The following is a 14,933-nucleotide window of genomic DNA, read 5'->3' on the forward strand; positions in this document are numbered from 1 at the left end:
AATAATTTGCATTACCTGCACGCCATCTTGAGCCGATACCGGTTCAATAGCATCATTTATAATCGAATGATAAACTCCGTCAAAAAAATCATAATAATTCCCTTGAAGTGTGGGTATAATTTCCTGAACAATTTCTCCATTAATTTCAGTGTGCAACAATCCTCGTTTTTCGATGGATTCTGTTCCCCACGTTTTTAAATTTGGTTTATTTCCTAGTTTCAATTCATCTTCTTGAACATCACCACGTGGTTTTAGGAACGAACCCTTCTTGCCATGAATGACAAAGGCCGGAATCGCTTCCCGAACAAAAAATCCTGCTTTTAATCGCACTCGAAAACTAGAATAATACAGTAAAATATCAATATAATCATCTACCAACGAATGCTCTCTGGTAATCCGAATGTCAGCAAAAACAGATTGCGGCAATCCAAACAAACACAGTGCCTGATCAATTAAATGCGGTCCTAAATCCTTCAGAATTCCAGCTCCAGAATTAACGGTCTCCTTGTGTTGCTTTGGACTCAAAAGCGGATTGTAGCGATCAAAATGAAATTCGGCTTCCACGATTTCACCTAATACTTTCTCTGAAATAATTTTCTGAACGGTTTTAAAATCACTGTCCCATCTTCTATTTTGGAAAACGGCCAGTTTCAATCCTTTTGCTTTGGCGATAGCCGCTAATTCCTGCGCTTGGGCAACGGTTGTGGTAAATGCTTTTTCGACAATGGCGTGCTTTCCGGCCAAAAGAACTTGTTTTGCATAGTCATAATGGGTCTCGACTGGCGTATTTACAATGACTAGATCTACGTCATCTTCTAGCAACTCTTCTATTGACTCATAGCTTTTCACCTCTGGAAAATCGTGATGAATCAGCTTTTTACTGCGTTCCCAAGAACCAAGAAGTTCAAAGCCAGGATGAAATGCGAGGAACGGAGCGTGAAATACTTTGCCGGACATTCCGTAGGAGAGTAAAGCTGTTTTTATTTTTTGCATAGGGTGAGTTTTATATTGAAGGATGGTTTTTTTAACATATAAGTCATTTAAGTTTTTAAAATTTGTTTGGATAAAGTTCACCTTAAGTACGAACCTTAACTTCTTAATGGTTTAAAAACCTTTCTCTGGATGATTTGTTTGAACATATAAGTCATATAAGCTTTTAGAAATGTTGAGCTTAGATTAACCGTTAAAAATCAACCTTAACTTTTCTTAATTTCTTAATGGTTTGAAAATCTTTCTCTGGATGATTTGTTTGAACATATAAGTCATATAAGTTTTTAAAATTTGTTTGGATAAAGTTCACCTTAAGTACGAACCTTAACTTCTTAATGGTTTAAAAACCTTTCTCTGGATGATTTGTTTGAACATATAAGTGATATAAGCTTTTAAAAATGTTGAGCTTAGATTAACCGTTAAAAATCAACCTTAACTTTTCTTAATTTCTTAATGGTTTGAAAATCTTTCTCTGACTGATTTGTTTGAACATACAAGTCATATAAGTTTTTAAAATTTGTTTGGATAAAGTTCACCTTAAGTACGAACCTTAACTTCTTAATGGTTTAAAAACCTTTCTCTGGATGATTTGTTTGAACATATAAGTGATATAAGCTTTTAAAAATGTTGAGCTTATATTAACCGTTAAAAATCAACCTTAACTTTTCTTAATTTCTTAATGGTTTGAAAATCTTTCTCTGACTGATTTGTTTGAACATACAAGTCATATAAGTTTGAACAAATCAAATGAATAAAGAAGTTCTTGTAATGTCTTTTCTTTCAAAATATAGACTGAAACTTATTTTTTTTAAAAAATATAAGTCCTGTAAGTTCATACAAGAATTGGAATATTTTTATAAAGTTTCATTTTATACTATTTAAAAGTAAAACTTATATGACTTACATGTTTCAAAATTTAAACCTATAAAATATCTTAGAAAAAACTTATATGACTTACATGTTTCAAAATTCAAACTCATAAAATATCTTAGAAAAAACTTACATGACTTATATGTTTGAAAATTATAATCTTATTTTTTAGCTCTTTCGTATTGTTTTGGCCATGCGATTTCTGCTTCTAAATCATGCGCAAAACTCAATCCGAGATAGGGATTTCTCAACGATTCTCGTGCAAATAGAACTAAATCTGCTTTTCCTGATGCAATGATTTCTTCTGCTTGAGCCGCCTCGGTAATTAATCCTACAGCTCCTGTTAGGATTCCGGTTTCTTTTTTAATGCTTTCGGCGAAAGGGACTTGGTAATTTGGTCCTAACGGAATTTGTTGGTGTGAAACCGCTCCACCCGAGGAAACGTCAATCAAGTCCACCCCTTTTTCTTTTAAAATTTTCGAAAGCTGCACCGACTCTTCGATATTCCAACCACCTTCTGCCCAGTCTGTAGCCGAAATTCTAACGAATAAAGGCAAATTAGCTGGCCATTCTGACTGAACTGCTGCTACAACATCAAGTGTCAAACGGATTCGGTTTTCAAAACTTCCACCATATTCGTCGGTTCTAAAATTAGATAGAGGCGATAAAAATTGGTGCATCAAATACCCGTGGGCCGCATGAATTTCCATCACCTGAAACCCCGCTTGCACCGCTCTTTCCGTAGCCGACTTAAAATCAGCAATTACTTTTTGAATGCCTAAATTATCTAACGCAATTGGCTTTTCTTCGTTTTCGTGATACGCCACAGCACTTGGCGCCACCGTATCCCAACCTCCTTGCACAATAGGTACTTTCCTACCACCGTTCCATGGTGATGCTGCACTGGCTTTTCGGCCGGCATGCGCCAATTGGATTCCAGGAACCGAGTTTTGGCTGACAATAAATTGATTAATCTGCTGCATTTTTTCGATTTGCTCGTCTTTCCAAAGACCTAAATCTTCGGGAGAAATCCGGCCTTCGGGAGAAACTGACGTGGCTTCTTGAATAATTAAGCCTGCGCCACCACTGGCACGACTACCTAAATGTACCAAATGCCAATCATTGGCAAAGCCATCAATAGCTGAATATTGACACATCGGAGAAATAGCAATTCTATTTTTAAGGGTAATACTTTTTATTTGAAGAGGAGAAAATAATTTTGAAGACATACAATTGATTTTAAAGTGACCGAAACGAGAAATATTCGTTTCAAAAAGTAAAGTTACGGGACAGCGGCCAAAAGAGGGATTGAATTTCCAATAATTAACAAACATTTAAAACGGTCTGGAACAATAATTGCAAAATAAACAAATAGAAAACCTTACTTTTGTGAGTTATAAAAGAACTTAAATTAAACAATGGACATATTTATAAAGCTTTCTCAATTTTTATTGAGCTTATCATTACTGATTATACTTCACGAATTAGGACATTTCATTCCTGCTAAACTGTTTAAAACCAGAGTCGAAAAATTCTACTTATTTTTTGATGTTAAATATTCCCTTATCAAAAAGAAAATTGGCGAAACCGAATACGGAATTGGGTGGTTGCCTCTAGGTGGTTATGTGAAGATATCTGGAATGATTGACGAAAGCATGGACAAGGAACAAATGGCATTGCCACCGCAACCTTGGGAATTTCGATCTAAACCGGCTTACCAAAGATTAATTATCATGTTAGGTGGCGTAACGGTCAATTTTATTTTGGCTTTCATTATTTATATTGGAATGGCATTTGCGTATGGCGATACTTATATTGCTAATGAAGATTTAAAAGATGGCTTGCTGGTAGAAAACAAGGCGATGCAAAACGTGGGTTTCCAAACTGGAGATCATATTGTTTCTGTAGATGGTGAGAAAATTGTCAAATTTGATAATGATCTTACGATGAAAGTGATCATGGCAAAAGAAGTTCTTATAATAAGAAATGGAGCGGAACAAGCGATTAAAATGCCAATTGATTTTGTAGACCAATTGTCAAAACAAGAAAAAAGTACTTTGCTAGACATCAGAAGGCCGTTTGTCATTGGTTCGATTAATGACGAATCTACCAATAAAGAATTACAAGCCAAAGATGTTGTAGTTGCCCTTAACGGCCAAGCTGCAAAATACATGGACCAGGCAAAAACCATATTAGAAAACAACAAAGGAAAAACCATTCCTGCAACGGTATTGCGCAATCAAAAGGAAGAACAAATACAAGTTACGGTAAATAACGACGGAATGTTAGGAGTTAACCTTGCCGGATTAAGTATTGCTTCCATGGAAAAATTAGGCTATTACAAAGTAAGTAAACAAGAATTCGGTTTCTTAGAATCGATTCCAGTAGGAATCACAAAAGGAAAATATCAATTAGTAGGATACGGAAAGCAATTGAAAATGATTTTCAGTCCAAGTACCGGTGCGTACAAACAAGTGGGTGGATTTAAAGCGATATTTGACATTTTTCCTAATACATGGAGCTGGGAAGTTTTCTGGGGCATTACCGCATTATTATCGATAATGCTTGGTGTAATGAATTTATTGCCTATTCCAGCACTTGATGGTGGTCACGTGATGTTTTTATTATATGAAATTATAAGTGGTAAAAAACCTAGTGATAAATTCCTAGAGAATGCGCAAATGGTTGGTTTCGTTTTACTTATCACACTATTACTATTTGCTAACGGAAACGACATTTACAAGGCAATTGTAGGGAAGTAAAAAAAATTAAAAAAAATTTGATTTTTATTTGCACAAACCAAATGATAGCCTATCTTTGCACCGCTTTAGAGATGTAACGAAAGTTACTTTTTATCGCTCAGTTTCCTTCTTAGCTCAGTTGGTTAGAGCATCTGACTGTTAATCAGAGGGTCCTTGGTTCGAGCCCAAGAGAGGGAGCTTTTTAAAAAGACTTTACAGGGATGTAAGGTCTTTTTTGTTTTAAAGCAGTAATGAAAGTAATATAATTGTTAGGAAGTCATAAACCAGTTTTGCACATTCCCGGTTACAATTAATAGAAAAAGAGGATTCAAAACGTTTTGAATCCTCTTTTTACATTTCTTGTAAACTACCTTAAAATAACTACGGAATCAATCGATCCGCTCGAAGCTTTTCAAACAAATCATAAAACGAATCCTCGGTACTTTGATAAAGAGTAAAACCCAATTTCCTGCTTTTGGACATGTCCGTCATCACTTCTATTGGTCGGCCCAAATCAAGATCCGTATGCCATGGGGAGGCTAACTGGTTTAAATCGGATTCTTGCAATCCATTTTCTGAGGCTATTTTTTTCCAAATTGCAGCATCTTCACTCATTTGTTCCTCAAGAGGATGAATCGTACCATCAAAACCAATTGCCTCAATTCCGAACGATTCCGCTAATTTATTCCACAACCATTTCCAACGAAAGAAATCTCCATTGATCACGTTGAACGCTTCGTTATGGGCAGCCTCTGTAGTGGAAGCCCATATCAAGTGCGCTGCTAAAACGCTGACATCGGTAACATCCGAAAGTCCGTTCCATTGTGCTGCTGAACCTGGCCACTGAAATGGCTTGCCCGTTGCTTTACAAATACTAGCGAATACAGCAAGCGTAGTCCCCAAATTCATTAAATTCCCTACCGCTTTCCCAATGATGGTATGCGGCCTGTGGATGCTCCATGTAAAACCATCTCGCGCGGCAGCAGCGTATACTTCGTCTTCTTGGGCGTAATAAAAATTTTCTAAATCAAGGCGCGGTTGTGATTCTCTAAGCGGCGTTTCGGGCAAGAACCCTTCTTTGGCGTAAGCCTCAAACGGTCCTAGATAATGTTTCAGTCCGGTGACAAGCGCCACATGTTGCACGGATTGATAAGGTGCTAACGCTTCGAGCAGGTTTCGAATCATCAAGCTATTAACACGTATATTTTCGGCTTCAAAATCCTGACGCATCCACGTGGTAATGTACACATGCGTAGGTGAAACCTCTTTTAAAGCTATTTTTAAATTCTCCAAATCCAAAAGATCAGCTGCTACAGGATGCAAGTTTTTGCTATTTTTTGGTGGGTTTCTGGCCAGTCCAAAAGTGGTCCAACCTTTGGCGATAAGCTGATCTGCGAGGTTACTACCAGTAATTCCGGTTACTCCTACTAAGAGTGCTCTATTTTCCATGTTTGTATTTTAAAATTATAAAATACAAATTTCGGAAATGCGTCAAAGAGTATACAGGACATAGCGCACAGATAAAGTGTGACCTAAATCACGTCAGTGGGACAACCGACTTAAAGTTTCTCTTGAAATTCCAAGATAAGAAGCAACTAAAGTTTTGGGAAGGCGCTGAATCAAATCGGGATACAACTGAATAAATTGTAGGTATCTTTCCTCAGAATTCTTACTCATTAATGATAGAATTCGGTTTTGAAGCGCAATATTACCTGCAGTCATTTTTTGCAGAAAGAAGAATTCCATTTTGGGTAATGCTACACAGAGTTGATCTCTATTTTCCAGGGTAATATAATAGGTTTGTGCATCTTCCAAGCAATCGATATTGAGTGTGGCGTTTTCTTCCTTATAAAATCCTTGATTGTCTGTAATCCACCAATCTTCCATGGCAAATTGCAAAATATGACTCTTGCCTGATTGATCTACATAAAACGAACGCAACAATCCTTTTACAACAAAATGAACATAAGGAACTGGGGTTTCCTGCTGGACAATGTATTGGTGTTTTTTATATTTACCAATTGAAAAATAAGAAAGCACGAGTTGAAATTCGTCATCCGTTAGTGGTACAATTTTTTCAATTTGTCTTCTTAAAATTTCTTGCATAAGACTGTTTTTAAATAGTTGGATAAAATTACAATTAAAAAACTACGGACCAACAGTAAAAAAATTCCTGATTAAAAGACTTTAAAAAAACACCACTACATAAAATAAGTAAAGTAATTATGATTGAAAAAACGAATCATTCCCGTTAAGGTAAATCCATTTTTTATCGCTATTGAGTTTAAAGGTGCCAATGTGTTCTTTGTTCCACTCCTGCGGTCCAATTAAAGAAAGAAAATGTACTCCTTGAGCGTCTCGGTACAAATGATAAATCTCGCCAATCACAGGTTCAAAAGAAAATTTAGCACTGTACACTAATTCATTCCACTCGTATTCCTCCATCAATTTTTGATACTGCAGTTTGAGTTCGTTGAACTTGTTGCCTAACTCTTTGTTTACATTGTCAATCCCTCTGCTTTTCCAAGAAACAACATCATCAACACGAATTACAGGGGCACCAACTCCGGTTGCGTAAGGTAAAATATTAGCGTTATACCCAGCTTCGGCAGTATAGACAACATTATCTGGTTTTTTATCTTCCATTTCTTTTCAGGTTACAAAACACAAAGCGGTGTTTTTTGTTTAAAATATTATCCGCAAAGTTAAACAAAAATTATAAAAAAATACCATTACAATCCTTTGTTGCCCACAATTGGAATTGGAAAACGCAAAATAGATTCATTGTGTCTATACAACACATATAATTTTTTATTACATTTGGTACACATCAAATAAAACTATTGACCTGAAAATAAACCACATGAAATCAAAAATTGTAATTCTCCCTTCCTTACTCCTACTCGCAGTAGGATTGCAGGCACAAACCAAATGGACCGAAACCACCAAAAGTACCTATAAATTGGTGTCGAATAAAGGCGGTCAAACTTTAGGCTATTCGCCAAAATCAGGCATCAAAATCATTAAAGTAGCCGGTTTTGCTTTTAAAGATTTGAATAAAAACGGAAAATTGGACGTGTAAGAAGATTGGCGCAAACCAGTGGCAGAACGTGCCAAGGATTTAGCCAAACAAATGACAGTTGAACAAATGGCTGGTTTAATGTTGTACAGCAGACATCAAGCGATTCCAGCGCAAGAGGCTGGCATGTTTACGGGAACCTATCAAGAAAAACCTTTTTCTAAAAGTGGCGCCAGTCCCGCTGATTTGTCCGATCAGCAAATTGCTTTTTTAACCAAAGACAATTTGCGCCATGTATTAATGACCTCGGTAGCATCGCCAGATATTGCCGCCCAATGGAACAATAATATACAAGCTTTAGTCGAAGGAATTGGAATGGGAATTCCGGCTAACAATAGTTCTGATCCTAGAAATGGAGCCAATAAAGATGCGGAATACAACGCTGGTTCTGGTGGCGCTATCTCACAATGGCCGGAGGAACTAGGTTTAGCGGCAACTTTTGATGCTGCCATCACAGCACAATTTGGCACCATTGCAGCCGCAGAATACCGAGCCATGGGAATCGCCACGGCACTATCGCCACAAATTGACTTGGCAACAGAACCAGGGTGGAATCGTTTTGTGGGAACTTTTGACGAAGACCCAAAATTGGCGACCGATATGGCAAGAGCGTATGTAGATGGATTTCAAACCTCTACAAAATCAATTGACGCTTATGAAGGTTGGGGGAATCAAAGCGTGAATGCCATGGTAAAACACTGGCCAAGTGGCGGCCCGGAAGAAGGAGGTCGTGATGGCCATTTTGCCTACGGTAAATTTGCAGTGTATCCCGGAAATAATTTTGAAACACACTTAAAACCGTTTACCGAAGGCGCTTTTAAACTAGATGGTAAAACTAAAAAAGCCTCCGCTGTGATGCCTTATTATACGATTTCGTACGGACAAGATAAAAAATACGGAGAAAATGTGGGTAATGGCTTCAGTAAATACATCATCACGGATTTATTGCGTGATAAATACGGTTATGACGGCGTGGTGTGCACAGATTGGCTGATTACTGGAGATGAAGGAGCTAAACCAGATATTTTTTCAGGAAAATCTTGGGGTGTTGAAAAATTAAGTATTGCCGAAAGACATTATAAAGTTTTGATGGCTGGAGTGGATCAATTTGGAGGAAATAATGATATCAAACCCGTTTTAGAAGCCTACCAAATGGGTGTTCAAGAACATGGCGAGGCGTTTATGCGTAACCGCTTTGAGCAATCAGCAGTTCGCTTGCTTTTGAATATTTTCAGAGTGGGTTTGTTCGAAAATGCCTATTTAGATCCTATCGAAACCAAAGCTATTGTGGGAAAACCAGCGTTTATGAAAGCAGGTTATGACGCACAATTGAAGTCGGTGGTGCTGATTAAAAACCAGAATAAAACCTTGCCAATTGCAAAAGGAAAAACGGTTTATGTCCCTAAAAGAGTCACTCCTGCAGGAATCAACTTTTTTGGTCAACCCTCACCAGAAAAAATAGAATATCCAGTTAATTTAGAATTGATTAAGAAGTACTATACCGTAACGGATGATCCTGCTAAAGCAGATTTTGCGATTGTATTTATCAAAAGCCCAATTAGTGGCGGATACAGCAGAGCGGACAGGGAAGCTGGCGGAAATGGATATTTGCCCATCAGTTTACAGTTAAAAGACTATACCGCAGTCGATGCCAGAGTTCAAAGTATTGCTGCAGGAGATCCCGTAATTGACCCAACGATTACAAACCGTTCTTATGTGAATAAAACAAGTAAATCCAATTCATATCCAGATTTAAATACCATTCTGGAAACGAAAAAAGCTATGAAAGGAAAGCCCGTTATGGTCTCTGTCAATATCTCAAATCCTATGGTTTTTGGAGAATTTGAAAAAGAGGCAGACGCCATCGTAGGAGAATTTGGAGTACAAATAGAAGCATTATTGGACATTGTTTCTGGTAAAACCGAGCCTTCTGGATTATTGCCTTTACAAATGCCATTGAATATGACAACCGTTGAAAAACAATTGGAAGATGTCCCTCACGATATGATTCCGTATATCGATGCTGTTGGAAATATTTATGATTTTGGTTTTGGATTAAACTGGAAAGGAATAATCAAAGACGCCAGAACGGTAAAGTATAGCGTTAAGAAATAAATCAAAACCTTTTTAAAACCACTTATAATCATAGGTGGTTTTTTAATTCCTTTGCCCCCATAACCGGAAGTCAATTTCAAAAAACTAAAATTTTAATTTAACATATAAGTCATGTAAGTCGTTGTTGGTTAAACAAAATTAGGAATACACTTTCAGGACTATCAGTTTAAAAAGATCAAAATGAACAGTTTTTTCACCATTAAAGAATAAAGAAAAATTAAGATTTTTACTTGATTACGAACTGAACCAGAATATATTTTAAAAAACTTATATGCCTTATATGTTTAAAAAAAATCATTAAAAACTAAGATTTTGATTTAACATATAAGTCATGTAAGTCGTTGTTGGTTAAACAAAATTAGGTAAACACTTTCATGACTTATCTATTGAAAAAGATCAAAATGAACAGATTTTTAAACTACTAAGCAACTAAGAAAAATTAAGATTTTACTTGATTACGAACTGAACCAGAATATATTTTAAAAAACTTATATGCCTTATATGTTTAAAAAAAACAGAATTATTTTGCTTTAGCTACTGACTCTGTTAATTCTAAGCAAAATTAAAAGCGATATGGCTCATTTTATTCCTCTTTTACTATCTTTAAAAAAGATTGTACTTATTCTACAGCTTAAAAATCAGACTTATGAAAAAAATCACATTAGTTTCACTTTCCATTATATCTTTTCTTTCTTTTAGTTGCGATGCGCAGGTAAAATCCAATGACATTCCAATTAAAGACGAAGTAAAAAACTACACACTAGAAACCGTAGCTTCCGATATAGCCATTCCGTGGGGAATGACTTCGTTGCCAGACGGCACGATGTTAGTTACCGAAAAAAGCGGCGTTTTATATCACGTTAAAAATGGTTCAAAAACTGAAATCAAAAATGTTCCAAAAGTCTATTCTCGTGGGCAAGGTGGATTATTAGATATTGCTTTACATCCTGAGTATGCTAAAAATGGTTGGATCTATATGACATTTGCTTCAGATGAAGGCGAAGGAACTGGTGGTCACACAAAACTCATTCGAGCCAAATTATTAGACGGAAGTCTAACGCAAATTGAATCCCTTTATAAAGCGACTCCAAATACTACAAAAGGGCAGCATTTTGGTTCCCGAATTGTATTTGACAACGACGGCTATTTGTTTTTCTCCATTGGAGAACGCGGGGAGCATTTTGTAAATCCGCAAGATATTAAACGCGATGGCGGAAAAATATACCGCTTAAACGACGACGGAAGCATTCCAAAAGACAATCCGTTTGTAGGTCAGACCGGAGCTAAAGAAGCGATTTACACCTACGGGAATCGCAACCCGCAAGGAATGGCAAAAAATCCCGTAACAGGAGCAATTTGGGCCCACGAGCATGGTCCTCAAGGGGGTGATGAAATCAACATCATAAAAAAAGGAGTTAATTACGGCTGGCCTGTTGTTACTTATGGTATCGATTATGACGGAACAACAATCAGTAAAGAAAATGAAAAGCCAGGGATTGAAAAACCTATTTATTATTGGCTGCCTTCTATCGCGCCAAGCGGAATGACCTTTGTTACCAGCGATAAATATCCAGACTGGAAAGGACATTTATTGGTTGGTTCTTTGAAATTTCAATATCTTGAATTGCTTAAACTAAAGGGAAATGAAGTAATCGACAGACAAAAAATAGCCACTGGCGTAGGTCGCGTGCGAAACGTGGCGCAAGGTCCCGATGGTTATATTTATATGGGCGTTGAAGGAAAAGGAATTGTAAAAATTATACCGAATTAAACAATGCTAACAACAAAATTATTTTTAGGATTAGGCATATTTGTATTGGGAAGCTTCTCAATCGAAAACCCATTTTCCAAAGACAACTATATTGATTTGAATACTAAAAACGCAGTTGTTTCAAAACTTCAGACGCCCGGAAAAGAAATTTATGCTGATTTTTGCATGCAATGTCACGGCGCTAACGGCAGAGGAGACGCTACAAACTTTCCTCCACTTGACGGTTCTGATTGGCTAAAAAACAAGAGAAATGAGAGCATTGCTGCGGTAAAATTTGGGCAAAGTGGTCCCATAATAGTCAACACTAAAAAGTACAATAGCAGCATGCCAGCGATGGGACTTACGGATCAAGAAGTGGCTGATGTGATGAACTACATCATGACTTCTTGGAGCAATAAACAAACCAAAGTCGTTACTGAAAAAGAAGTAGCGGCCATCAAAAAATAAAATTCACACTTGGGATTGGATTTAAAAAACATACGACACTGAAAACCCACCATAATAATTGACCGGATTTCCAGGATAAAAATAGCGTGGAGCAGCAGTGCCAAAACCAACTGCGTTCGGCAAAATGTTGGCTGCATATTTGGTGTCCAAAGCGTTATTGATTCCGACATTTAATTCGGTTTGCAGAATTCTAAACAAAGTAAAAACATAGGTCGTTTTTATTTCCAGCAACGAATACCGCTCACTGTATTTTGTATTGGAATCATTTAATGGGATTTTGCCCATCGTTCGGAAAGAAGTGTTCAAACTCAAGCCGTTTTTTGTATTTAAATCCACACCAATATTAAATTGCGTTTCAGGGACGCCTGTCAATTGATTTCCCGAATAATCAGCATCACCATCTATAAATTCTTTGAATTTAAAATTATTAACTGCTCCAGATAGATAAGGCGTGATTTGAAGTTGCGTCTTTTCTAAGAGTTTATAATTAAATAAGAATTCAACACCCGAATGCGAACTACTTCCAGCATTAATTCCCACAAATTGATCCTCAGCGGTGCGTCGTGCTACCAATAAATTTTTAATTTGTGTGGTATAAAAAGTTACTTCGGTATAGACTTTATTTTTAAGCCAATTTCCTTTGAAACCCAATTCATAATTCCAACCCACTTCTGGTTTCAGATCGGTGTTTATTTGACCATCGGGAGTCAAGGTTTCGGCGACTGACGGAACCGAAAATCCATTGCTGATGGAAGCGAAAATATTCTTACCGTTACTTACTTTATAAGACAAACCAACTCTGGGTGACCACACATTTCCAAAAGTAAAAGGCATTTTTTGACCGCTAGAATTATTTTCGAAAACATTTTGTAAAGAATAGGAAGTGGTATTCAATGCCAATCCGCTTTCCAAATGTAATTTTTGAGAGAGCCAAAGTTCCATTTGTAAAAAGTAATTGCTATACTTCCTATTTTGTTTAATGGCGCTGAACGCATCACCTTGTAGACTTCCCTGACCCGGTTGCGATTGGTATAAATTGCGATACAGCGTAAAGTCGTATTGTTCTGTAAGCAACTCCGTACCCAAACTCAATTCAAAGGGCAACGAAAACAATTGGTCTTTATAATTCACATTGGAACGAATTCCAACTGAACTTGTTCTATCCTCCAAAATATCAAAAGGTCTGGGTTCGTAAGCATCTTTGAAATTTGAAAAAAGACTGGCTTGTATCGACCATTTTTCAGAAAATCGATGATCGTATGCCAGTCCAAGCAGGAATTTATCGTACGACTCAAAACCTTGTGTAGCAGCCCAAGTGGTAGCCGCTATTTCTGGATTATTTCTCAAATCACTCTCATTAATAGAACTCGGAATAAAGGCTTTTAAGCGGGTAAAAGTGCCTAAAAATGACAATTCCCCTTTGGCACTTAGTCGCTGTTTTCCGTGCAAGTTGAACGTCTTTCGTTTATAAGAACTGTTGGCTCTAAAACCGTCACTTTCCAAATCCGTAAAACTGGTAAATACATTCGTTTTGGAATCGCTATATCCTGCTGCAAGTCGTTGTTGCAATAAGCCAAAACTTCCAAAAGTAACCGATGCGTTCCCAAACGATTGCAGCAAAGGAGTTTCCTTAGAAAACAATTGAATCACGCCTCCCAAACCGGAACCAAAACTGGTGGAATTAGGTCCTTTTATAATTTCTATTTTTTCGATAGCAGCCAAATCAAGATCATCAATTGTAGTATCACCTTCGCCAGAAGTCAACGGAATTCCATCAAAATAGGCTTTTATTTTAGTGGTGCCAAATTGCGATCGTGCGCCAATACCGCGAATCGTTATTCTATTGGTGTTCAAAGCGCCTTGTTGCATCGTAACACCTGAGATTTTATTCAAAACGGGAGTCAATATAATTCCGTCACTTTTAGCAATGTCGGCAGCAGTAATCACAGCAACAGATGAAGCAGTGTTTTGAAGCACATTTTTGATTGGCGAACCCTTCAACGTAATTTCTGAAAGAGCAATCGTATCTTTTTTTATTTGGCCAAAAACAGCAGTAACACTACCTAAAAAAAGCAAGAAAGAAAGAGAATTTTTAAACAATTGAAAGTGTATTTATAGGATTAAAAATAGTGTTAGGTTAGTTCGCTAGGGGCATTCGTTTTAAGTGCCTCCTTCTTGAACGATTCGAATAATTCACAGCAACGAATACCAAAAATTTAAAAAAAAACTATAGAACTTTATCATTGCGATTGAAAAGCAAAATAAACTCAAATTACCGATAGTACCAATAATGCCTGACGATTGATAAAAGTAACCCGTTTGGTGCAAGTAACAAAAACGGCAGTTCGAGTGTTTTTTGTGCAAATCTAAAGGCTACTCGAAGTGACGTGTATCGAGAATCGTTTTTACTACTAATTTTTCTTGTGCTCGATACGATTTTCTTCCAGAGGCTTCGAGATAAAATCACTCGAACTGACGAAAAATTACATTAAAAACTAATTACACCCAACGGGTTAAAGTTAGTTTTTTCTTTCCACTTCCAAAAAACAATTTCAAAAATCGCAACTAAAAACAAAATAGTGTTTCTACCTCAACTATCATTAAAATTTTATTTATTTTAGTACTACCTAAGACCCTATAATTTTGAAAAAGGATTAAAATAGGTAAAGGTCTTGTTAAACCGTAAATTATATAAAAAATACCGCTTCAAGGCACTACTTTAGTAGAAAAGACGTTCTTTAAAAAACATATCTTTGCAATACAATCAAGCATTAAAACAAACTTAAATAGCCTTCCTCTTTTATCTTAAAATCAACATTATCTACCTATGAAATATCCATGATTTAGCAAACGCAAACACCGATGAGTTTTTCGTAACTTAGATGTCCTAAAAAACGACATTATGAAAACAGTTGAATTC

11 protein-coding genes and 1 tRNA gene are annotated in these 14,933 nt (G+C 36.7%); 6 read left to right on the forward strand and 6 right to left on the reverse strand.

Features of this window, described 5'->3' with window-relative positions; genetic code table 11:
• A partial coding sequence (locus tag IWX83_RS16355; RefSeq protein ID WP_196831244.1) for a Gfo/Idh/MocA family oxidoreductase occupies window positions 1-993 on the reverse strand: 993 nt, incomplete at its 3' end.
• A 1,028-nt stretch (window positions 994-2,021) separates the two neighbouring features.
• On the reverse strand, window positions 2,022-3,089 hold the full coding sequence (locus tag IWX83_RS16360; RefSeq protein WP_196831245.1) for an NADH:flavin oxidoreductase/NADH oxidase: 1,068 nt from the start codon (window positions 3,087-3,089) through the stop codon (window positions 2,022-2,024).
• A 189-nt stretch (window positions 3,090-3,278) separates the two neighbouring features.
• On the opposite strand from IWX83_RS16360, the gene rseP reads away from it, so the two are divergent.
• On the forward strand, window positions 3,279-4,622 hold the full coding sequence (gene rseP, locus IWX83_RS16365; RefSeq protein WP_196831246.1) for an RIP metalloprotease RseP: 1,344 nt from the start codon (window positions 3,279-3,281) through the stop codon (window positions 4,620-4,622).
• 103 nt (window positions 4,623-4,725) lie between these two features.
• Window positions 4,726-4,799 (forward strand) — tRNA-Asn (locus IWX83_RS16370).
• A 183-nt stretch (window positions 4,800-4,982) separates the two neighbouring features.
• On the opposite strand, the gene IWX83_RS16375 is transcribed toward IWX83_RS16370, so the two are convergent.
• The 3 genes from IWX83_RS16375 to IWX83_RS16385 form a co-directional block, all read right to left on the reverse strand.
• A complete protein-coding gene (locus IWX83_RS16375) occupies window positions 4,983-6,050 on the reverse strand; it encodes an SDR family oxidoreductase (protein WP_196831247.1) in 1,068 nt (355 codons plus the stop codon).
• A gap of 93 nt (window positions 6,051-6,143) precedes the next feature.
• Window positions 6,144-6,707, reverse strand: coding sequence for a Crp/Fnr family transcriptional regulator (locus IWX83_RS16380; RefSeq protein ID WP_196831248.1), 564 nt, complete (start codon window positions 6,705-6,707; stop codon window positions 6,144-6,146).
• A 117-nt stretch (window positions 6,708-6,824) separates the two neighbouring features.
• Window positions 6,825-7,247: a DUF2452 domain-containing protein gene (locus tag IWX83_RS16385; RefSeq protein WP_132065865.1), complete on the reverse strand. Its 423-nt coding sequence runs from the start codon at window positions 7,245-7,247 to the stop codon at window positions 6,825-6,827.
• Between the two features lie 217 nt (window positions 7,248-7,464).
• Between IWX83_RS16385 and IWX83_RS17515 the strand changes: the two genes are divergently transcribed.
• From IWX83_RS17515 to IWX83_RS16400, 4 genes are all read left to right on the forward strand, one after another.
• On the forward strand, window positions 7,465-7,683 hold the full coding sequence (locus IWX83_RS17515) for a hypothetical protein (protein ID WP_317041249.1): 219 nt from the start codon (window positions 7,465-7,467) through the stop codon (window positions 7,681-7,683).
• 18 nt (window positions 7,684-7,701) lie between these two features.
• Window positions 7,702-9,795: a glycoside hydrolase family 3 N-terminal domain-containing protein gene (locus tag IWX83_RS16390; protein ID WP_370568444.1), complete on the forward strand. Its 2,094-nt coding sequence runs from the start codon at window positions 7,702-7,704 to the stop codon at window positions 9,793-9,795.
• A gap of 646 nt (window positions 9,796-10,441) precedes the next feature.
• The gene (locus IWX83_RS16395) at window positions 10,442-11,566 is read left to right on the forward strand and encodes a PQQ-dependent sugar dehydrogenase (protein WP_196831249.1); all 1,125 of its coding nucleotides are present in this window, start codon (window positions 10,442-10,444) and stop codon (window positions 11,564-11,566) included.
• A gap of 3 nt (window positions 11,567-11,569) precedes the next feature.
• Window positions 11,570-12,013, forward strand: a complete 444-nt coding sequence (locus IWX83_RS16400) for a cytochrome c (protein ID WP_196831250.1) — start codon at window positions 11,570-11,572, stop codon at window positions 12,011-12,013.
• A gap of 21 nt (window positions 12,014-12,034) precedes the next feature.
• Here IWX83_RS16400 and IWX83_RS16405 read toward each other — a convergent pair whose 3' ends face one another.
• Entirely contained in the window at window positions 12,035-14,113 is a 2,079-nt protein-coding gene (locus tag IWX83_RS16405) for a TonB-dependent receptor domain-containing protein (protein WP_196831251.1), read from the reverse strand.
• Window positions 14,114-14,933: the final 820 nt, after the last annotated feature.

Source organism: Flavobacterium sp. CG_9.1 (assembly GCF_015751645.1).
Classification (GTDB): Bacteria; Bacteroidota; Bacteroidia; order Flavobacteriales; family Flavobacteriaceae; genus Flavobacterium; species Flavobacterium xanthum.

Coding starts and splice junctions, on each gene's coding strand:
- IWX83_RS16360 (WP_196831245.1), bottom strand. CDS start 3,089: ATGTCTTCAAAATTATTTTCTCCTCTTCAAATAAAAAGTATTACCCTT.
- rseP (WP_196831246.1), top strand. CDS start 3,279: ATGGACATATTTATAAAGCTTTCTCAATTTTTATTGAGCTTATCATTA.
- IWX83_RS16375 (WP_196831247.1), bottom strand. CDS start 6,050: ATGGAAAATAGAGCACTCTTAGTAGGAGTAACCGGAATTACTGGTAGT.
- IWX83_RS16380 (WP_196831248.1), bottom strand. CDS start 6,707: ATGCAAGAAATTTTAAGAAGACAAATTGAAAAAATTGTACCACTAACG.
- IWX83_RS16385 (WP_132065865.1), bottom strand. CDS start 7,247: ATGGAAGATAAAAAACCAGATAATGTTGTCTATACTGCCGAAGCTGGG.
- IWX83_RS17515 (WP_317041249.1), top strand. CDS start 7,465: ATGAAATCAAAAATTGTAATTCTCCCTTCCTTACTCCTACTCGCAGTA.
- IWX83_RS16395 (WP_196831249.1), top strand. CDS start 10,442: ATGAAAAAAATCACATTAGTTTCACTTTCCATTATATCTTTTCTTTCT.
- IWX83_RS16400 (WP_196831250.1), top strand. CDS start 11,570: ATGCTAACAACAAAATTATTTTTAGGATTAGGCATATTTGTATTGGGA.